Origin of the sequence: Bradyrhizobium sp. 179 (genome assembly GCF_023073535.1) — a bacterium.
Classification (GTDB): domain Bacteria; phylum Pseudomonadota; class Alphaproteobacteria; order Rhizobiales; family Xanthobacteraceae; genus Bradyrhizobium.
The window spans coordinates 254,184-272,288 of record NZ_JADPJR010000053.1 but is presented as its reverse complement, the minus strand read 5'-3'; the positions used below and the strand labels follow the sequence as shown (position 1 = coordinate 272,288).

Genomic DNA, 18,105 nt, shown 5'->3' with positions numbered 1-18,105 from the left:
ATCTACGCGCTCATTGCGCGGCAGTGCCAAAGAACGTGGATGCCCGGAACAAGCCCCGGGCATGACGTTTGCGAAGAGACCCGACCCCAAAGCAAAAGGGCGGCGGATTGCTCCGCCGCCCTCATCAAGTCGTTTCGGGAAGAAACTTACTTCAGGTTGGTCATCGCTGTCAGGTCGAAGGACAGCTTGGCGATGCCGGCGGCGCCGCACCAATTGGAGCCGACGCCAGTCGGATTGATGTTGCTGAAGCTGCCGTTGAAGCCTGCCGTGTAGTCGCTGGTGAAGGCGTTGCAGTTCGCCTTCGAAAGGTCGGTGTCGGAGTAACGCAGGTCGAGAGTGAATACCTTGTACGTGAATCCGATGCCGATATTCCAGGTGTTGTAGTCGGCGTACTTGATGCCGTTCGGGAACGGACCAGCGAAGCCCGGCGCAGCGAAGCCGGTGCCATAGAACGAGTCGGAGGTGCCCAGGAATTGGCGGCCGAACTCACCCGAGACGTACATCCCGACGCCGCTGGAGCCGAAAAAGGTGCTCGGCGCCGTGTACTTGGCGGTGATCGACACATAGTCGCCCCACGCACCGGAGTTCAGGAAGCTCGGCGTATAGTACTCGTTCAGGCCAAGGGTCCAGTTGTCGTTGATGGTGTAATTCACCTTGCCGTAGACCTCGAAGAAGCTCACGTCCTTCTTCATGACGTTGCCGTTGAGCAGAGCGTTGGCGGCGCACTGCGCGCTAAGCGGGTTGCCGGCGGTGTCGGTCGGCGCGCCGTAAAAGCAGGTGCCACCCGGATAGAGATAACCCCAAACACCGATGTCGAAAGCGAATGCACCGAAGGTCGGGCGGATGCCGCCGTAGACGTCGATCTCGGCCGCGGCGCGGTTGGGGAAGGAAATGCTCTCACCGGCGACGCCGATGTAGAGCTGGAGGTCCTTGGTGACGTTGTAGCGCGGCTCGAAATAGGCGGCGACCGACGGTTTGTGGTTCGACTGGCTGATACCGCGGAAGATGTAGTCGCTCATGATCGCGCCGCCAAAAGCGATGTCCCAGGGATCGAAGGCGGGCGGCGGCGGGGCTTTCAATGCCTTGACCGGCATGTCTGCCGCGAAAGCCGAACCCGTCACCATTGCCAGCGCCGTTGCCAACAAAGCCACTTTTTTCATTTCGATCCCCATCGCCAGTTCTTAAGCCCCAGTCGGATCCCGGTACCCCCCGGAGCGCTCGACTTGATTGCAATCTCGTAACTGCGGCAATTTGGATTGAGGGGTGCGAGCCGTGAAGCAAAAAGCGCGGGCATCTGCCGACTTTTTAGGCGCTTTGACGATTCCACGAAACGTTGTCAGCCTGTGTGTCTTCTCGAACACATTCTTTGCGTTGCAAGGTGCACGAGAGGGACCGTGCAAGTACGGGAAAGCCAGGCAGCGTGGCACCCCGGCTACGAATCAGACAGGCGCAGAAAAGGGCGGCCTCTAAAGGTGCTTGCGGCGATGCAAAAAGGCCGCCGCGTCACCGCAGCGGCCTTCCTGTCGTCGATGGTGGTGGTCGCTCTGCCTAGCCTTGCCCCTCGGCCGGCGCAGCTTCCGCAGAAGACGAAGGCATCGCCCAGCTTGTCTCAGCGACAGGCTCGGCAGCCGGAGCTGCCGGCGTTGATGGCTTCGGCGCGGGAGCTGCCTTCGCCTTCTTCGGTGCCGCTTTCTTCGCGGCCTTCTTGGGTGCGGCCTTCTTGGCCGACTTAGTCGCCGCCTTCTTGGCGGCCTTCTTCGGGGCTGCCTTCTTGGCAGATTTCTTCGTAGCCTTCTTGGCAGACTTCTTCGCGGACTTGGCTGCCTTCTTAGCGGTCTTCTTCTTCGCCGCTACGACCTTCTTGGCCTTTTTGGCCTTCTTGCTTTTTTTCTTCTTCGCTTTCGCCATCGTGGTCCTCCTGTTGCCGCCGAACAATGGTCGATCGGGCGTCTTCAGCCGTCACCTCCGGACGAAAGCTCAGCTTTTGAAAGCTCAAACTTGCGCGTTCAATGCCGGCCGCGACCCGCCCGTAGCCCAATCGAGAAGCTCAATCGTGTGTACGACCGGAACTGACGTGCCACTGGCAATCTGCACCATGCAGCCGATATTGCCCGCGGCAATCATGTCCGGCTTGACGCTCGCGATGTTGGCGACCTTGCGATCGCGCAACCGGCCCGCAAGCTCGGGCTGGAGAATGTTGTAGGTCCCCGCCGAACCGCAACACAAATGGCTCTCCGGCACATCTTTCACCACGAATCCATTCTTGGAAAGCAATTCTTTCGGAAGGTCCGTGATTTTCTGCCCATGCTGCAACGAACACGCAGAGTGATAGGCGACGACGATGTCATCGTGCGGCGCGGTGGTCGCGAGTTCGAGGCCGGCGACGTATTCGGTGATGTCCTTGGCGATCGCGGAGACCTTGGCCGCGTCGGCGGCGAACGCAGCGTCCTCGCGCAGCAGATAGCCGTAGTCCTTGATCACGGTGCCGCAGCCGGAGGCCGTCACCAGGATGGCGTCGAGCCCCTCGCCGGCCGCTTCCTTCCGCCACGCCGCGACATTGGCGCGGGCTCGCGTCAAGGCGTCATGGTCGTCGCCGAGATGATGGGTCAGCGCGCCACAGCACTGCTCGTCCCGGACCAGGACAACCTCGATGCCGTGGCGGGTGAGAAGGCTGACGGCGGCTTGGTTGATGCGCGGCGCCAGCACCTGCTGAGCGCAGCCTTGCAGCAGAGCGACCCGGCCGCGCTTCTTGCCGAGCGCGGCGAACACGCTGCCGGCGCGGGGCCCCGGCGATGGCAGCCGGTTCGGCGCCAGCGCCAGCATCGCCTTGATGCGCTGGATCAACCCGGGCGTGGCCGAGGGCCGGGGCGTCGGCAGGAAGACGGCAAGCGGGCGGGCCAGCCGCGCCAGCACCATGCTCGCGCGAAAGCGCCGCGGGTCTGGCAGGACGAAGGCCAGCACCTGGCGCAACAACCGCTCAGTCAGCGGCCGCTGATAGCGCTGCTCGATCCGGACCCGGGCCTGGTCGACGAGATGCATGTAGTTCACCCCTGAGGGGCAGGTCGTCATGCAGGCGAGGCACGACAGGCAGCGGTCGACATGCTTGACCACCTCGGCGGTCGGCGCCTGGTCCTTTTCCAGCATCTCCTTGATCAGGTAGATGCGGCCGCGCGGGCTATCGAGCTCGTCGCCGAGCAGCACATAGGTCGGGCAGGTTGCTGTGCAGAAGCCGCAATGGACGCAGGCGCGAAGGATCTTGTCGGCCTCCGCGATGTCGGGGTCGGCGAGCTGCGCCAGTGAGAATTCGGTCTTCATGTCGCAGCGCTCCGCGTCAACCGCCCCCGGTTGAGAATGGTCTTCGGATCGAAGCTGGCGCGCACCCGCTCGCTCAGCGCGGCAATGCCAGGCGCTTGCGGATGGAAGACATCGACGTCACGCCTGACGCCCTCGGTCGCCCGGATCAGCGTGGCATGTCCTCCGAACGCGTTGGTGCGCTGGCGCACGGCCGGGGCATGCGCGTCCGGCTTCGGCGGCAACGCCGCCCAGATCAGCCCGCCGCCCCAATCGTAGATCACGTCCCCGCCGGTCTCACGGGCCAATTGGGTGCCGAGCGCTGCCCCTGATGCCGGCGGACAGACGATCCGCCAGACCGGCCACGCGCCCAGCGCACCGCTTGCCGCGAACGGCAGGACGTCGCGGATCGTGGCCCACAGCGCCGCGGATGCCACGTCCTCGACCAGCGTCGCAGTTCCGAACGGCGCCAGCAATTCGCGCAAGGAGCCTGCGCGGTGCGCGGCAGAGGCCGTGATGCCCTCGAGCCGCAGCACGGTCAACGCCTCGTCCTGGCTCGCGATGTCGCCAAGTCCTTCCGACTTGGCCCGAAAGGCCGATTTCGGCAGATGCGCGGCACCGGAAACGTCGAAGGGCGAGCCGAGTGCCGCCGTCATCGCCTTGTTGGCCTCGGCGTCGTCGAGCCCGCGCAGCACCAACATCCGCTCGGCCTCGGGCTTGGGCATCACCTTGAGCGTGACCTCCGTCATCACCGACAGCGTGCCCCAGGAGCCGGCGAGAAGCTTGCAGAGGTCGTAGCCGGTGACGTTCTTCACCACCTTGCCGCCGGTCTTGAAGCTGTCGCCGAAACCGGAGACGGCGTGCGCCCCGAGCAGGTGATCGCGCGCCCCGCCCGCCCTGATCCGCCGCGGACCAGCGAGCCCGGCGGCGATCATGCCGCCGATGGTTCCGAGCGCCGGCGCGCCGAGCAACGGCGCCGTGTTCATCGGCTCGAAGGCGAATTGCTGGTTCTTGGCATCGATCAGCGACAGCACGTCGGCCAGCGGCGCACCGGCCTGGAGCGTGACGATCAGCTCGTTGGGCTCGTAGGAGGTGACTGCATTGAGCGCCGAGACGTCGAGTACAGCATTGGTCGCCATCGCGTGGCCGATGCCGCGCTTGGAGCCATGACCGATGATCTCGAGCGGCTGCTCGTTGGCGATCGCCGCGCGCACCACCTCTTCGACGTCTTTGGCGTCTCTGACCTTCAGCGTATCCACGGGAAGAGGCCGTAACGAAATTCGCGCCGGAAATCAAATCTGGCAAGCCTTGCGCATCGCTCGGCCCGGCAATCTCTGGTGCAACGCGAAAGAGCGGCGGCCACGCGCTCCCCTTGCTGGGCAGACATCAGCGCACGCCGCGGACTGTCACAGGGCGATTGCGGACGATCAGGGTTGCCTGCTCCCCAATAGGAACGGACGCACGCACTCGCATTTGACATGCATTCGGCGCGCCAGCGCGAAGCGGGCGAAAATGGGCGGGGCGATCTGCGGCTCTTGTAAGGCGCGTCACAACCACCACGAAGAGGAGGTTTGCCATGAACGTGGAGCGAGTTCGTATCTCCCGACGGCAATCCGTTGCCGGTTTGTCGGTCCTTGGCCTGAGCGGGCTGTTGATCCCCACAGCCCATGCGCAGCACAAAGCACAACAGAAGCACCAGGAAACCACTGGCGTCGGAATACATGCCGCCGAAGTGAAGGATGAGGACATCTTTCAGTTCGCGTTGAACCTGGAATACATGGAGGCTGAGTTTTATCTGCGTGCCACGACCGGCAAGGGGATCGATGATTCTGACGCTGGACCCGACGCCGCGAGGGTCGCTGGCGGACACGAAGCCAAATTCGACAGGAAGGAAATCCGCGAGTTTGTCGAGGAGCTGGCCGAGAACGAGCTTGCCCACGTGCGCTTCTATCGCAAGACGCTGGGCCGGATGGCAGTATCGCGCCCGGCCATCGATTTCGATGCGGGCTTCAAGGCAGCCGCCCAGGCCGCTGGTCTCCCCGCCGACTTCGATCCGTTTGCTGATGACATGAGTGTCTTGCTGGGCGGCATGCTGTTTGAGGATGTCGGCGTGACGGCATATGCCGGGGCAGCGCCGCTGCTCAAGAGCAAGGAGTTCGTCGAGGCTGCGGCGGGCATTCTGGCCGTCGAGGCGTACCACATGGGGATGGCGCGCTCGCAGCTCTATTTGATGGGTGAAAAGGCCTGGAATGCGGCCAACGCCATCTCCGACGCCCGGGACAAGGTCGACGGTGGTCAGGACAAGGACCAGGGCATCCGGATGAACGGCAAAGCCAATGTCGTTCCGTCCACGCCCGATGCCATTGCCTTCCGCCGCACGCCGCAGGAGGTGCTCCATATCGTTTATCTGACCGAGAAGCAGGGTGTCAGCAAAGGCGGGTTCTATCCGAACGGAATGAACGGCGTGCTCAAATCCACCTGAGTTCTCGGCCAAATGGGAGCCGGATCGGCCGTCGTGCCGGCGGCCGAAGCGCGCCTTGGCACGATCGTCGGGTAGGTCGCTTTTGACGCTGTGGTGATCTTGTTCGCGTGGCTCGCCCACCCGGACGAGAGCATTGTCGGCAGGTCGAGCGAGCAAACCGTGAGCGACGCAATCGCTCGGCGCCCACAGCTAGACTCCGCGTTCTGCATCAACCGTCGCGATCATCGGCACTGCTTTTTCGGCGAATCGGAGCCGCGCACGTCGGGCGTTTGCTGACCTGCGATAATGGATTGATGAACAGGCGTTCATGGAACGGCGCAGTTTCCAACCCGTTGATCAAAGTTCTTCGCTGAGAGGAGGAATGAAGATGAAGAGGATGATAATTGCACTTTCTGCCATCGCCCTCATTGGCACTGCACCAACCGTCTTTGCCCAAGGCGTATCAAGCAAGACGCCGGGCCACGAGATGCAAACCAAGGGCTCCAAGGCAGGCCATCCGGGAGCATCCGGCTACGCTCCGGGACATAAGAAGCAGGCCATGGGTTCTAAGAAAGGTCATCCCGGCGCTTCTGGCTACGCTCCCGGCCAAACCACGGGCGCGAGCACGAAACGTAGCTACTGACGGCCATCTCGCAATTGCCAATAGGCCAATGACAAGAGCCGCCGCGGTCTCAACCCGGCGGCTCTTTGTGTGAGCGATCCCAAGGCGACGACGAGGGTTGCGAACGTGGGCGGCCACCCCGAGCGTCGCGCCTTCCCTCGTCCTGAGCAGCTTGCGCAGCAAGCGTCTCAAGGACGAAATCCGCGCTGCAACCGCCGGGCCTTCATGGGCGAGACGACAGCTTGTCGGTCTCCCATGAGGATACGGAGTGCACCTCGGCCTACGCCCGGCGACATCCGCACTTCGATCATCATCGAACCATCTTCACCCGAGACTTCGCTACCGGTCGCATGGTTCTCGTCACAACGGAGCTCCATCATGGACGAACAATCAATGAACCAACAAGCCATCCATCAGGCCGTCGGCGGCGGCGGTCTGCTGGTCGTGGCGCAATGGGAAGCGAAGGCTGAAGAAGCCGATCGGGTTGCCGAGATCCTGCGTAGCTTCCTGCCACAGGCTCAAAGCGAGCCCAAACTATTCCTGATCAGCCGCGCCAAGGACAATCCGGCCCAGTTCCTGTTCTACGAGCTATTCCGCGACGAGGCCGCGTTCAAGGCGCATCAGGACAGCGCACATTTTAAGAGCCATATCGCCGGTCAAGCCCTACCTCTGCTGACCAGGCGCGAACGTACGCAATATGCGCTGATATAGACCCGCGGTAGCATCAGGAAAGCCGAATGGTGTAGCCTCGCTGCGCCGTTCGGCGACGCGCCACGCCCGGTCATGTGTCTCCTGCCAATCGCCGCCTCTCACGCGCGATCGAGCTGAAACGTGACCGATCTTCGGGTGTGAATTGCGGCGAGCACTTCTCCCGACAGCGTCGACATAGACAGTCCAGGATGAGGAAGATCCGACATTGCGAGCCTAGAACCGCGGGATGTCCGGAAACGCCAGCTTGCCTGCATGGACATGCATGCGGCCAAGCTCGGCGCAGCGATGCAGGGTCGGAAACACTTTTCCGGGATTGAGCAGGCCCTGGGCGTCGAAGGCGCATTTGAGGCGCTGCTGCTGGTTGAGGTCGATCTCGCTGAACATGTCGGGCATCAGATCGCGCTTCTCGATGCCGACGCCGTGCTCGCCGGTGAGCACGCCGCCGAATTCGACGCAGGCACGCAGGATGTCCGCACCGAAGGCCTCCGCACGCTCGATCTCGCCCGGCTTGTTGGCGTCGTAGAGGATCAGCGGATGCAGATTGCCGTCGCCGGCATGGAACACATTGGCACAGCCGAGCTGGTATTTTTCCGAGAGCTCGCGGATGCGCGCCAGCGCCTTCGGCAGCGCACCGCGCGGGATGGTGCCGTCCATGCAGAGATAATCGGGCGAGATGCGCCCGACCGCGGGGAACGCGGCTTTCCGGCCCGCCCAGAACAGATTGCGCTCGGCCTCGGAATTGGAGATCTGGCAGGTGGTGGAGCCGCAGCCATTCGCGATCGCCTCGACGCGCGTGATCAGCTCGTCGACCTCGATCTTGGGACCGTCGAGTTCGATGATGAGCAGCGCCTCGACGTCGAGCGGATAGCCGGCGTGGACGAAGGCTTCGGCCGCGTGGATCGCGGGCTTGTCCATCATCTCCATGCCCCCAGGGATGATGCCGGCGCCGATGATGCGTGCCACGCATTCGCCGGCGGCTTCGACTTCTGCGAAGCCGACCATCAGCGCACGCGCGGTCTCAGGCTTTTGCAGGATGCGCACGGTGATCTCGGTGATGACCCCGAGCAGGCCCTCGGAACCGGTGATGACTCCCATCAGGTCGTAGCCGGGATTCTCCGCCGACTTGCCGCCGATGCGCAGGATCTCACCGCTCATCAGCACGATCTCGCAACCGAGCACGTTGTTGGTGGTCATGCCGTATTTCAGGCAATGCACGCCGCCGGAATTTTCCGCGACGTTGCCGCCGATCGAGCAGGCGATCTGCGAGGACGGGTCGGGCGCGTAATAGAAGCCGGCATGCGCAACCGCCTGACTGATGGCGAGATTGGTGACGCCGGGCTCGGTCACGACGACGCGGTTGTCGAAATCGATCTCGCGGATGCGCTTGAACTTGCCGAGCCCGAGCAGCACGCCGTCCTCGAGCGGCAGGGCGCCGCCGGATAACGAGGTACCGGACCCCCGCGGCACGACCTTGATGCCCTGCCCTGCACAATATTTCAGGATCAGCGAGACCTGCTCGGTGGTGTCGGGCAGCACCACGACCATCGGCGGCTGCCGATAGGCCGTCAATCCGTCGGATTCATAGGCTCGCATCTCGGCGGCGCTGTCGATCACACCCTCGCCAGGCACGATTGCGCGCAGTGCGGCAACGATGTCCGCGCGGCGTGCAAGCACGGCCTGGTCGCTCGCAGGCATCATGATGGCCATATCAAGTCCTTCACGGCATTTCGTTTCCGGCTCACGCCGCCTGATAATTTGTCGCGGCAAATCAACCACGTCCGCGGATGTTTGGGTAGGCCAATCGAAAGTCGGATCAACGATCTTTCCGAGAGTTCGCTCTGGGACAAGTAGGAAATCGTGAAACCTGTCATGGTCTGGCGGCTTGTCCAAGCCGGGCAGGCCTGCCAAAACCGGCACGTCCGACCATTGCCGCGCAGGCAAGAGACTGACTAGACCCACCAGGGAAGAGACGAAGAGCACCCGATGACAAAACTGACTTTTGGCGCACTGACGATCCTCACCGTGATTGCCACCGCACCCGCCGCGATGGCGCAGGATGTCGCGGCCGGCAAGACGTCGTTCAACAAATGCCTGGCCTGCCACGCGATCGGCGAAGGCGCCAAGAACAAGGTCGGCCCCGAGCTCAACGGCCTCAACGGCCGCAAGTCGGGCACCGCTCCCGATTACAACTACTCGGATGCGAACAAGAATTCCGGCATCACCTGGGACGAGGCGACGTTCAAGGAATACATCAAGGATCCCAAGGCCAAGATCCCCGGCACCAAGATGGCGTTCGCCGGCATCAAGAACGAGACCGAGATCAACAATCTCTGGGCCTTCATTTCCCAATTCGACAAGGACGGGAAGATCAAGCAGTAAGCGCGGAAAAGGCGGCCGCTAATCGGCGGCCGCCTGCGCCGGCACGATCTTGCCGATCATCGCCTCGATCTCCGCCTTCACGAGATCCGGCACGGCGTTCTGCACCATGTGGCCGAGATCGGGCAGCACGATCAATTTCGCATTCGGCACGGTGGCAGCGAACGGGCGCGCGTGGATGCCGGTCGAGACGGTCTTATCGGGCTCGCCGGCGATGATCGTGACCGGCGCCGATATCTCGCCGTAACGCGCGACTTGCCCGGCCACGGCTTCCTTCAGCGTCACCAGATCATAGGCATTGGCGATGAACTCGCGTGGACGCAGCAGCAGCGGCGTCGCGGAATCCTTGACGAAGCCGTCCGGCATGACTTGGGGCAGGAAGACGTTGCGCGCACCGGATTCAGCGAGGACGTAGCCGAGCGGCAGCGTGATCGTGTAGGCGAGCAGCGGACCGACCACGGGCGTTGCGATGATCTCGTTGTAGCGGCCGACGCCGCCGCGCCAGGGATGAGTGACGGGCGCGAGCATCACGAGGCCGGCGACGCGGTGGGGGTGATCGAGCGCGATCCGCGCGCCGAGGGCGCCGCTCCAGGAATGCACCACGAACACCGCGCGATCGATCCCGAGCCTATGAAGCGCTTCATCGATCATCCGCGCCTGGATCTGCGGCGTCGAATCCTGCCGCCGCAGGCGCGTGCTCCAGCCGTGGCCGGGGCGGTCGATCAGAATGACGCGACGATCCCTGGCGAGGAGATCGCCGAGCGGCCGCCGCATCGCTTCGAGATTGGAGCTCGCGCCGTGCAGCATCACGATCGGCAGGCCAGCGTCGCGCGGGCCGAGATCGACGACGTGAAGCACAGCGCCGTCGACCTCGATCATCCGGCCCTGCGCCGGAAAGGCGCGCTGCACGACGACGATTCCAGCCTGCGTGACCAGCGCCAACAGAACCAGCGCCGTCACGATTGACATCACGATCATCGAGAGAATCCGGGCGATCCTGGACACAGGGCAGTTACGGGTCTTGGCACACGGCAGTTTCGCTCAGCCGGCATCAAGGCTTCCACCGGAAATGGTGGGCTGTGGATATGTGCACAATCTCGGACCGTAAAAACTCAATGGAATCAACAATATTCCTTGGCGATACGGACACCTCGGCCCAGCTTCATGCGGTCGTTATCCCGGAATCCATATAATCGCCATGGTCGGTTCGGCCATCTAGGCGCGGGTGGGCGCCGATCCTGCTCGCAACCTCGGGGATGCGGGAAAGACCGGCAGGATTTTCCTGGTTTGAACCGGAGGATTTTCGATGAGCTTCAGATCGAACGACACTGCGATCGATGAGATCGTCGCGAGCTGTAACGGCGACCTGCGCGGTGCCGTGCGGGCGCTGCTCCTGATCAACGAGCATCTCGAAGCGGAGCTTGCAAAAGCTTACGCTGCGGCCGCCGATCGCGGCCTCGCCGAGCGCGGCGGCAGCGTCCTGCATTGAGTGCAGGCTAGTTCGACCCGTCCTCGTCCTTTTCCTCGTCCGGCGTGAGCGCGGGACAGGCGCGGATCGTCGAACGCGCAAGCTTGGCGTCGGCCTTGGATTTGTAGGGGCCGTCACCGAACCAGATATCGCCGATGATCACAGGATTGCTGGTCACGATGTTGCATTTGCCGGTGGCGCGGTTGCCGACCACCCAGAACAATCCGTCGGCGAGGCTCGCCGTGCCCGACGCGAGCAGCAAGCTACCCGCAAAGATTAAACGCTTCATGGCTTTGCTCCCGCCATGCAGGTAGGCCGGCGTCGGCCCCGGCAATAGCCCTCACGATGCGACGCCTGCTATCGTGGTTAATCCGCGCCGGCCGCGATCGCTAGAAATGATCGAGTTAAGCCTTATTGCTTCGGCACGATCTCTCCGGGAAACCGCTGCACACTTTTCCGGATCGTGCTCTAGATGTCGCGGCCTTCGACCTTCTCGGTCAGGGCCTTGACCTGCTCCGGAATCTTCTCGAGGTGCGGATTGACGGCGAGTGCCTTGCGGTAGGCGTCCAGCGCGCGCTTCTCATCACCGACCTCCTGCATGATCATGCCGAGCCCTGCGAGCGCACCGAAATGGCGCGGTTCGCGGATCAGCACTTGCTGGATATCCGCGAGCGAGCGGCCGTAATCGTTCTGCATGTAATAGAGCGTAGCGCGCCGGTTCCACGCCTCGATGTAGTCGGGCCTGAGCTTGATGACCGAATCCAGCAGCTTGATCGCGACCTCGATCTTCTGCGCGTCGACCGCGGTCTTGGCGCGCGACATCAACAGTGCCGCAGTGTCGCTCGGGGTCTGGAGCCAGATCGCCCAGATCCGCGCCTCGACATGCTTGGCGCTGGCCTCGTCGGGCGCCGCCTTCAGTGCGCCGAATAGGAAATCGAGGTTCTTGGTGCGGTCGACCTTGGGCAGCTTGGCCGGCGCTTCCGGCAGCTTCTTCTGCTTGCCGGGCGGGGGCGGCGGCTCAATCTGCTGCGCTCGCGCCGGGGCGAAGCCGGCGGTTCCCAGGACAAGGGCCAGACACAGCGTAAGCGCGAAAGGGAATCTCACTGCCATGGTGAAAGTCTAAACGCGTAAAGCCGCCCTTGCAAAGCAAAGGCGGCGTCAAACTCGTGTGAGACCGGGTCTTGCGGGACGCGCGCGGCGTCCGGCAGGGCGAGATCAGCCCTGGCGCGCCTTGAAGCGGCGCTGCACCTTGTTGATCACATAGACCCGGCCCTTGCGGCGGACCAGGCGGTTGGCGCGATGGCGACCGCGCAGCGATTTCAGCGAGTTACGGACCTTCATGGCAGAATCCTGAACGTTCGAAAGGCCGTGTTCGGCACTACCGTTTCGGCACGCGCGAATGTGGCAAAATGAGATTTTTCCCGCTGGCGGACCGACCGCCCGGGACGGGGCGGTTCTTAAGGCATGGCGGGCGGTGATGTCAATGTTAACGGCCCCGTTCCGATCCAGCAAATTCGTGAAAACAACCCCATGCACAGTAGAAACGGCCGGATCGGCCGGATCGGCCAAGCGATAACCTGCGGCAGCGCCTTGCAAAATTCGTTATATCATATAATCAATTCGGCAACCCGCCGGGAGGAAACCCATGCCGAAGCTGAAGCTGCCCAACATCGACGATGTCGTCGCCATCGACATCCACACCCATGCCGAGGAGCCCTGCGGCTGCCATGCCGACGACGGCTATGACGATTTCCAGGCGCAGATGGCGGAGTATTTCAAGTCGCCAAACAAGCATCCGCCGACAGTGCCGGAGACCGCGGCGTACTACCGCGCCAAGAACATCGCCGCCGTGATCTTCCCGGTCGACGCCGAGCGCGAGACGGGCTTCCGCCGTTACAACAATTACGAGATGCTGGAGGTCGCCTCCGACCACCTCGACGTCCTCATCCCCTTCGTCTCGATCGATCCGCACAAGGGCAAGCTGGGCGTCCGCGAGGCGCGCAAGCTGATCGAGGAATACGGCGTACGCGGCTTCAAATTCCACCCGACCATGCAGGGCTTCTACGCCAACGACCGCATGGCCTATCCACTCTATGAAGAGATCAACAATGGCGGCGCCATCGCGCTGTTCCACACTGGCCAGACCGGCGTCGGCTCCGGCATGCCCGGCGGCATGGGCATGCGGCTGAAATACTCCAACCCGATGTACATGGACGATGTCGCGGCCGATTTCCCCGACCTCAAGATCATTCTCGCCCACCCCTCCTTCCCGTGGCAGGAGGAGGCACTGTCGGTCGCGACCCACAAGCCGAACGTCTATATCGACCTCTCGGGCTGGTCGCCGAAATATTTCCCGCCGATCCTGGTGCGCTACATCAACTCGATTCTCCAGGACAAGATGCTGTTCGGCTCGGACTGGCCGGTGATCACTCCGGACCGCTGGCTGTCGGATTTTGCCAAGATCGACATCCGCGACGAGATCCGGCCGAAGGTGCTCAAAGCCAATGCGCGCAAGCTGCTGGGAATCTAGACGCGCTCATGGATCGATGGAGTCTGGCTGATTTTCGTGGGCGCAACGGATACTGCGCCAACGGAAGCTGCTTCCGGTCACATCGTCCGCGCCAAATCACGGTGTAACTCCCGGTTCTCTAGTGGCTTCGGCGCGCAGCTTCTCAACTGCACGCAAGAGCTCCCCTTCGGTGGTATCAGCCTGATCGACTTCGGAACGCATTCACGCCAGATGCGCTTCGCTTCGTTGAAAGATTGCAGCGTTCGCCTCGCAACCCGATCGAATTCCTCGCACACGCTTGGCCGCGCAACAGCGCCCGATCCGAATCTCCTGCTTGGATCGATATCACCGCGCCCGCTATAGTCCTGCGCCTGCATCGAGCCCGGAGGACGGTCAATTGCCCCTCAAAGCCGTCGTCTTCGACGCCTACGGAACGCTCTACGACATCCAGTCGGTCGCTGAGATCACCGAGGATGCATTTCCAGGCTATGGCGAGATCATCACGCAGGTCTGGCGCATCAAGCAGCTCGAATACACCTGGTTGCGTTCGCTGATGCGGCGTTACCAGGATTTTTCGGCGGTCACGCGCGACTCCCTGGCTTATACGTTGCGCGTGCTCGGGCTCGCTTATGACAGCGAGGCGTTCGAGCGCGTGATCGAGAAGTATCTGCATCTCGATCTCTATTCGGATGCGACCGCAACGCTTGCGGCCCTGAGGCCGCGCAAGCTCGCCATTCTCTCCAACGGCAGCCCGGACATGCTGAACGCGCTCGTGCGCAATTCCGGCCTCGATGCCCTGCTCGATGCCACCATCAGCGTCGACGCCAAGAACATCTTCAAGCCGAGCCCGGAGGCCTATGAACTCATCGGCGAGGTGCTCGGCACCGCGCCGGATGAGGTTCTGTTCGTCTCCTCCAATCCTTGGGACGCCGCCGGCGCGAAATCATTCGGATTGAAGGTTGCCTGGATCGAGCGGGTGGCACCCGAAGCCATGGCGCTGGCTTGCGTCGAGACCGAACTCATGGCACCGCTGACGATGTTCAAGGCGATCCGCACCCAGATGGACGAGCTCGGCTTCGCGCCGGATCATCGTGTCCGCGCGCTCTCCGAGCTGCCAAGCATCGCTTAGAGATCGCTAGCTGCCCATGAGTTCGAGTGAACTGTTTGGAATGAGCTGTTTGGAATGAGCCTGCAATCCGTTCGCGATTTCTTCGCCGAGAAAGCCCCCGACATTACCGTCATCGAATCCCCGATTAGCTCCGCCACGGTGATGCTGGCGGCTGAAGCCTATGGCGTCGAGCCGGGGCGCATCGCCAAGACGCTCTCGTTGCGCGTCGGCGAGCGCGTGATCCTGATCGTCGCCGCCGGCACATCGCGCATGGACAACAAGAAGGTGAAGGCGCAGTCCGGGGGGCAAGCCGAAAATGCTGGGACCGGAAGAGGTCGCCGAGATCACCGGCCACGAGGTCGGCGGCGTGTGCCCGTTCGGCCTGAAGGCACCGCTGCCGATTTATTGCGACGTCTCGCTGAAAGCGTTCGACGTCGTGGTGCCAGCCGCGGGCTCGACCCACAGTGCCGTGCGCATCGCCCCGGATCGGATGGCCGAGTTGGTCGCGGCCGAATGGGTCGACGTCTGCGAAATCAGGTCCGACTAGGGCCTTATCGGTTTTGATCGAATCAAAACCGAACCTCTCCACGCGACCGGGTATCCACGTCGCGTGAAAGCGCTTTAATCGTCATCGTAGGGTCGGGGCTGAGCCCCAGGCGGAGCCGCGTTATAGCGCGGCGGCGGCGGTGCGGCGCGGTTACGCGGCACCGGCTGCTGCGGTTGGGTCTGATTGTTCGACTGGAACACCGCACGGCACCCGCTGGAGAGCTGCGGCGTGTTCTGCTGCAAGCAGGCCACGATACGGTTCACGTCGGGAATCTGATCGCTGCACAGACGCCACACATCAGGTGTGCAGGCCATCTGCTGTTCCATCGTGCCGCGGTATTTTTGCGCGGATGCCGCGCTCTGCGCGACGATGCCGCTGACCGCGAGCGCCACACCCAGCGCAATCCGCTCTGTTCGCATGTCCCGATCCTTCCCGAATCCGTCAAAACCTCCTCAATCAATGAGGCGGGGGAAGGTTCTGGACCAACAACAAAACGTGAAAGCGCGCCTGGAACCTACTCCACCTTGCCGATCTTCTTCACCGCCGCGATCAGCCGCGCGCTGTCGGCCGCGACGAATTGCGCGAAGGCCGGGGCATCCTGATAGGCCACGAGGCTGCCCGAGGCCTCGAACGATTTGAGCACGTCCGGACTCGTCATCACCTGCGCCATCGCCTCGCGCAGACGGGTCGCGATCGTGGCCGGCAGCGCGCTCTGCGCGAACAGGCCGGCCCAAATGTACATCTCGACATCCCTGTAGCCGAGCTCCTGAAAGGTCGGCACGTCGGGGAAGCTCGCGATGCGCTGCGCGCCGCAATTGCCGAGCACGCGCAGCTTGCCGCCGTCGACCTGCGGCTTCAGCGTGCCGGGTGCGGCGGCGATCGCCTGCACGGTACCACTGAGGATGGCGGTCAGTGCGGGACCTGCGCCGCGGAACGGCACATGCAGCAGCTTGATGCCGGCGCTGCTTGCGAACATTTCCATCGCCACGTGCAGCGTGCCGTAGGGCCCGGACGAGCCATAGGTGATCTGGCCCGGTCGCCTCTTCGCGTCCTCGACGAAATCCTGCGCCGTCTTCCACGGTGCCGAGGCTGGCACCGCGAGCAGCGTGGGATCGGCGAGCACGCGCGCGATCGGCATGAACTGCGAGACCTCGTAGGCAACAGGACGCTCGAACAGGCGGTCGGCTTCCGGGAGCACCGCGAGCGAGGACAGTGTCATCAGCAGCGTGTGGCCGTCGGGCTCGGCGCGCGCGGCCGCGGCATTGCCCACCGATCCGCCGCCACCGCCGGCGCGATTGTCGACGATCACGGGCTTGCCGAGGATCCGCTCCGGCGCCTGGGCCACCGGACGCGCCGCCAGATCGGCCTGTCCGCCAGCGGGAAACGGCACGATCATGGTGATGTTGCGGGCGGGATAGGTTTGAGCGAAGGCATTGTCAGGTAACGCAGCGCGAAGCAACGGCAGTGCAGCAGCGGCGCGCAGGACGTCGCGTCGGTCCATGGCAGGTCCCTCCCCTCATTTTTTCTTCGTTCGCTTGCCAGCCTAACGTCGCGATCGGCAAGAACAAGATGTTTACGAAGCATTAGCCATGTTCGACCGGGTCCGGAACGCATGCCTGAGGCCTCCGTTTCCCTCCGAGGAGTGTGCCATGGGAAAACTTGCGACCATCGACGTCGCCTTGGACGAGATGCTGGTGAATCTCGCCGGGATCGTCTTGCGACTTTCAACGCCCGAAATGACGCGAACGCCGGAAGCGCGACGCGCACTGGCGCAATCCGTCCATCAATATGCGGTTTGCGCGAGACGCTCGAGCGACCCTCGTGTTCACGAATTGAAGTCGCAGCTGGAAGAGACGCTGAAGCCGAGCTTGCGCATTGTCGCGATCGACGGCGTGAAGTTGCCTTCGTTTTAACCCGTCATTGCGAAGAGCTCTTGCAACGAGCAATCCAGAGTCTCTCCGCGGGTTTACTCTGGTTTGCTTCGCTGCGCTCGCAATGACGAGGTCGTGAGATCTGTCAGTCTGCGTGGCTCTACGACGTCTTTGCCTTCCCGCGTGTCCGCCGCTTACAGGTGCCCGGCAGCTTCGCGGCCAGGAAATCGCCAAGGGCCTCGACGCGCGCGGGACGCGGGCCACCGGGCGGCGTCACCAGGTGCACGGCGCCTTCGGCCTGCTTCCAGTCCTTGAGGATCACTTCGACCTGACCTGAGGAGATCGCCTCGCCGACGATGAACTCGGGCAACTCGGCGATACCGAGGCCCGCGATCAGCGCCGGCATCACCGCTTCACCATTGTTGACGCGGAGCTGGCCGCCCGGGCGCACGCTGGCCTGCTCACCGGCAGAATTGGTGTAGTGCCAAGCATTCGGCGTCGAGAGATAGGCGTAGCTGAAGCATTTGTGCTCGGCCAGATGCATCGGATGCGTCGGACGGCCATATTGCTTGAGGTAAGACGGCGCCGCCACGGTATAGCGCGGCATGGTGAAGAGCTGCCGTGCGATCAGCGAGGAATCCGGCAGCCGCGCGATCCGTACCGCCATGTCGAAGCCTTCCCCGATCAGGTCGACGGTCGCATCGCTCAAATGCAGGTCGACCGAGACTTCCGGATAGGCCTGAAAGAATTCCGGCAGCAGCGGCGCCACGGCCTTGATGCCGAATGTCATGGGCACCGCGAGCCGGACCAGGCCGCGCGGCGCCACCGATTGCGCCAGCGCTTCGTTCTCCGCGGCTTCGCCATCGGCCAGCAGGCGCGTCGCGCGTTCGGCGAGCTTGTGGCCGGCATCGGTCAACGCGAGCCGGCGGGAGGTGCGGTTGAACAGCCGGGCGCCGAGCCTCTCCTCCAGCCGGGTGACCGCCTTGGAGACCGTCGCCTTCGACATCGCGAGCTCGCTTGCGGCCCCTGCAAACGACCGCAATTCCACGACTTTTGCGAAAACCGCGAGCGCCTCGAAATCAGGGAGTTTTGCCATCCGAAGTCCGTCGTTGGGGCATTTAGTGAAACAATGAGTTTCAAC

General features: G+C 63.1%; 20 protein-coding genes and 1 pseudogene. 9 read left to right on the top strand and 12 right to left on the bottom strand.

Annotated features, from left to right (window positions below):
- Positions 1 to 146: 146 nt before the first annotated feature.
- From IVB12_RS12915 to IVB12_RS12900, 4 genes are all read right to left on the bottom strand, one after another.
- A complete protein-coding gene (locus IVB12_RS12915) occupies positions 147 to 1,160 on the bottom strand; it encodes a TorF family putative porin (protein WP_247299355.1) in 1,014 nt (337 codons plus the stop codon).
- A 388-nt stretch (positions 1,161 to 1,548) separates the two neighbouring features.
- Complete coding sequence (locus tag IVB12_RS12910) at positions 1,549 to 1,908, bottom strand: histone (protein WP_247299354.1); 360 nt, start codon at positions 1,906 to 1,908, stop codon at positions 1,549 to 1,551.
- A gap of 84 nt (positions 1,909 to 1,992) precedes the next feature.
- Positions 1,993 to 3,315, bottom strand: a complete 1,323-nt coding sequence (glcF, locus tag IVB12_RS12905; protein WP_247299352.1) for a glycolate oxidase subunit GlcF — start codon at positions 3,313 to 3,315, stop codon at positions 1,993 to 1,995.
- Complete coding sequence (locus IVB12_RS12900; protein ID WP_247299350.1) at positions 3,312 to 4,550, bottom strand: FAD-binding protein; 1,239 nt, start codon at positions 4,548 to 4,550, stop codon at positions 3,312 to 3,314. The genes glcF and IVB12_RS12900 overlap by 4 nt, the downstream gene beginning before the upstream one ends.
- Positions 4,551 to 4,867: 317 nt before the next feature.
- Here IVB12_RS12900 and IVB12_RS12895 point away from each other — a divergent pair, with 317 nt between their 5' ends.
- From IVB12_RS12895 to IVB12_RS12885, 3 genes are all read left to right on the top strand, one after another.
- Positions 4,868 to 5,773, top strand: coding sequence for a ferritin-like domain-containing protein (locus IVB12_RS12895; RefSeq protein ID WP_256466517.1), 906 nt, complete (start codon positions 4,868 to 4,870; stop codon positions 5,771 to 5,773).
- A gap of 361 nt (positions 5,774 to 6,134) precedes the next feature.
- Positions 6,135 to 6,395 carry a hypothetical protein gene (locus IVB12_RS12890; RefSeq protein WP_247299348.1) on the top strand — a complete coding sequence of 87 codons (261 nt, stop codon included), beginning with the start codon at positions 6,135 to 6,137 and terminating at the stop codon, positions 6,393 to 6,395.
- Between the two features lie 357 nt (positions 6,396 to 6,752).
- A complete protein-coding gene (locus IVB12_RS12885) occupies positions 6,753 to 7,085 on the top strand; it encodes an antibiotic biosynthesis monooxygenase family protein (RefSeq protein ID WP_247299346.1) in 333 nt (110 codons plus the stop codon).
- Between the two features lie 213 nt (positions 7,086 to 7,298).
- Here IVB12_RS12885 and IVB12_RS12880 read toward each other — a convergent pair whose 3' ends face one another.
- The gene (locus tag IVB12_RS12880) at positions 7,299 to 8,792 is read right to left on the bottom strand and encodes an FAD-linked oxidase C-terminal domain-containing protein (RefSeq protein WP_247299344.1); all 1,494 of its coding nucleotides are present in this window, start codon (positions 8,790 to 8,792) and stop codon (positions 7,299 to 7,301) included.
- Between the two features lie 276 nt (positions 8,793 to 9,068).
- Between IVB12_RS12880 and cycA the strand changes: the two genes are divergently transcribed.
- Entirely contained in the window at positions 9,069 to 9,464 is a 396-nt protein-coding gene (gene cycA, locus IVB12_RS12875) for a cytochrome c-550 CycA (protein ID WP_247299342.1), read from the top strand.
- An 18-nt stretch (positions 9,465 to 9,482) separates the two neighbouring features.
- On the opposite strand, the gene IVB12_RS12870 is transcribed toward cycA, so the two are convergent.
- Complete coding sequence (locus tag IVB12_RS12870; RefSeq protein ID WP_247299340.1) at positions 9,483 to 10,439, bottom strand: alpha/beta hydrolase; 957 nt, start codon at positions 10,437 to 10,439, stop codon at positions 9,483 to 9,485.
- Between the two features lie 328 nt (positions 10,440 to 10,767).
- On the opposite strand from IVB12_RS12870, the gene IVB12_RS12865 reads away from it, so the two are divergent.
- Complete coding sequence (locus IVB12_RS12865; RefSeq protein ID WP_018648440.1) at positions 10,768 to 10,950, top strand: hypothetical protein; 183 nt, start codon at positions 10,768 to 10,770, stop codon at positions 10,948 to 10,950.
- 7 nt (positions 10,951 to 10,957) lie between these two features.
- Here IVB12_RS12865 and IVB12_RS12860 read toward each other — a convergent pair whose 3' ends face one another.
- The 3 genes from IVB12_RS12860 to ykgO form a co-directional block, all read right to left on the bottom strand.
- Positions 10,958 to 11,218, bottom strand: a complete 261-nt coding sequence (locus IVB12_RS12860; protein WP_247299338.1) for a hypothetical protein — start codon at positions 11,216 to 11,218, stop codon at positions 10,958 to 10,960.
- Positions 11,219 to 11,397: 179 nt separating this feature from the next.
- Positions 11,398 to 12,039 (bottom strand): tetratricopeptide repeat protein, encoded by a 642-nt coding sequence (locus tag IVB12_RS12855; protein ID WP_247299336.1) that lies wholly within the window; start codon positions 12,037 to 12,039, stop codon positions 11,398 to 11,400.
- A 105-nt stretch (positions 12,040 to 12,144) separates the two neighbouring features.
- On the bottom strand, positions 12,145 to 12,270 hold the full coding sequence (gene ykgO / locus IVB12_RS12850) for a type B 50S ribosomal protein L36 (protein ID WP_006611362.1): 126 nt from the start codon (positions 12,268 to 12,270) through the stop codon (positions 12,145 to 12,147).
- A gap of 304 nt (positions 12,271 to 12,574) precedes the next feature.
- Between ykgO and IVB12_RS12845 the strand changes: the two genes are divergently transcribed.
- From IVB12_RS12845 to IVB12_RS12835, 3 genes and pseudogenes are all read left to right on the top strand, one after another.
- Positions 12,575 to 13,459: an amidohydrolase family protein gene (locus IVB12_RS12845; protein ID WP_247277625.1), complete on the top strand. Its 885-nt coding sequence runs from the start codon at positions 12,575 to 12,577 to the stop codon at positions 13,457 to 13,459.
- A 376-nt stretch (positions 13,460 to 13,835) separates the two neighbouring features.
- The gene (locus tag IVB12_RS12840; RefSeq protein ID WP_247299334.1) at positions 13,836 to 14,567 is read left to right on the top strand and encodes a haloacid dehalogenase type II; all 732 of its coding nucleotides are present in this window, start codon (positions 13,836 to 13,838) and stop codon (positions 14,565 to 14,567) included.
- A gap of 54 nt (positions 14,568 to 14,621) precedes the next feature.
- Positions 14,622 to 15,093 (top strand): annotated as a pseudogene (locus tag IVB12_RS12835) (YbaK/EbsC family protein).
- A gap of 74 nt (positions 15,094 to 15,167) precedes the next feature.
- Here IVB12_RS12835 and IVB12_RS12830 read toward each other — a convergent pair.
- Together IVB12_RS12830 and IVB12_RS12825 are read right to left on the bottom strand one after the other, a co-directional pair.
- Positions 15,168 to 15,512, bottom strand: a complete 345-nt coding sequence (locus IVB12_RS12830) for a hypothetical protein (protein ID WP_247299332.1) — start codon at positions 15,510 to 15,512, stop codon at positions 15,168 to 15,170.
- Positions 15,513 to 15,607: 95 nt separating this feature from the next.
- The gene (locus IVB12_RS12825) at positions 15,608 to 16,594 is read right to left on the bottom strand and encodes a tripartite tricarboxylate transporter substrate binding protein (RefSeq protein ID WP_247299330.1); all 987 of its coding nucleotides are present in this window, start codon (positions 16,592 to 16,594) and stop codon (positions 15,608 to 15,610) included.
- Between the two features lie 148 nt (positions 16,595 to 16,742).
- Here IVB12_RS12825 and IVB12_RS12820 point away from each other — a divergent pair, with 148 nt between their 5' ends.
- Positions 16,743 to 17,006, top strand: a complete 264-nt coding sequence (locus IVB12_RS12820; RefSeq protein ID WP_247299328.1) for a hypothetical protein — start codon at positions 16,743 to 16,745, stop codon at positions 17,004 to 17,006.
- A 118-nt stretch (positions 17,007 to 17,124) separates the two neighbouring features.
- On the opposite strand, the gene IVB12_RS12815 is transcribed toward IVB12_RS12820, so the two are convergent.
- Complete coding sequence (locus tag IVB12_RS12815; RefSeq protein ID WP_247277631.1) at positions 17,125 to 18,060, bottom strand: LysR family transcriptional regulator; 936 nt, start codon at positions 18,058 to 18,060, stop codon at positions 17,125 to 17,127.
- Between the last annotated feature and the right edge of the window lie 45 nt (positions 18,061 to 18,105).

What these genes read in the sequence shown, in the direction of transcription:
- IVB12_RS12885 (WP_247299346.1), top strand. Translation starts at nt 6,753, where the DNA reads ATGGACGAACAATCAATGAACCAACAAGCCATCCATCAGGCCGTCGGC.
- IVB12_RS12830 (WP_247299332.1), bottom strand. Translation starts at nt 15,512, where the DNA reads ATGCGAACAGAGCGGATTGCGCTGGGTGTGGCGCTCGCGGTCAGCGGC.
- IVB12_RS12845 (WP_247277625.1), top strand. Translation starts at nt 12,575, where the DNA reads ATGCCGAAGCTGAAGCTGCCCAACATCGACGATGTCGTCGCCATCGAC.
- IVB12_RS12865 (WP_018648440.1), top strand. Translation starts at nt 10,768, where the DNA reads ATGAGCTTCAGATCGAACGACACTGCGATCGATGAGATCGTCGCGAGC.
- IVB12_RS12895 (WP_256466517.1), top strand. Translation starts at nt 4,868, where the DNA reads ATGAACGTGGAGCGAGTTCGTATCTCCCGACGGCAATCCGTTGCCGGT.
- IVB12_RS12860 (WP_247299338.1), bottom strand. Translation starts at nt 11,218, where the DNA reads ATGAAGCGTTTAATCTTTGCGGGTAGCTTGCTGCTCGCGTCGGGCACG.
- IVB12_RS12915 (WP_247299355.1), bottom strand. Translation starts at nt 1,160, where the DNA reads ATGAAAAAAGTGGCTTTGTTGGCAACGGCGCTGGCAATGGTGACGGGT.
- IVB12_RS12890 (WP_247299348.1), top strand. Translation starts at nt 6,135, where the DNA reads ATGAAGATGAAGAGGATGATAATTGCACTTTCTGCCATCGCCCTCATT.
- IVB12_RS12825 (WP_247299330.1), bottom strand. Translation starts at nt 16,594, where the DNA reads ATGGACCGACGCGACGTCCTGCGCGCCGCTGCTGCACTGCCGTTGCTT.
- IVB12_RS12910 (WP_247299354.1), bottom strand. Translation starts at nt 1,908, where the DNA reads ATGGCGAAAGCGAAGAAGAAAAAAAGCAAGAAGGCCAAAAAGGCCAAG.
- glcF (WP_247299352.1), bottom strand. Translation starts at nt 3,315, where the DNA reads ATGAAGACCGAATTCTCACTGGCGCAGCTCGCCGACCCCGACATCGCG.
- cycA (WP_247299342.1), top strand. Translation starts at nt 9,069, where the DNA reads ATGACAAAACTGACTTTTGGCGCACTGACGATCCTCACCGTGATTGCC.
- IVB12_RS12880 (WP_247299344.1), bottom strand. Translation starts at nt 8,792, where the DNA reads ATGGCCATCATGATGCCTGCGAGCGACCAGGCCGTGCTTGCACGCCGC.
- IVB12_RS12855 (WP_247299336.1), bottom strand. Translation starts at nt 12,039, where the DNA reads ATGGCAGTGAGATTCCCTTTCGCGCTTACGCTGTGTCTGGCCCTTGTC.
- IVB12_RS12870 (WP_247299340.1), bottom strand. Translation starts at nt 10,439, where the DNA reads ATGATCGTGATGTCAATCGTGACGGCGCTGGTTCTGTTGGCGCTGGTC.
- ykgO (WP_006611362.1), bottom strand. Translation starts at nt 12,270, where the DNA reads ATGAAGGTCCGTAACTCGCTGAAATCGCTGCGCGGTCGCCATCGCGCC.
- IVB12_RS12815 (WP_247277631.1), bottom strand. Translation starts at nt 18,060, where the DNA reads ATGGCAAAACTCCCTGATTTCGAGGCGCTCGCGGTTTTCGCAAAAGTC.
- IVB12_RS12820 (WP_247299328.1), top strand. Translation starts at nt 16,743, where the DNA reads ATGGGAAAACTTGCGACCATCGACGTCGCCTTGGACGAGATGCTGGTG.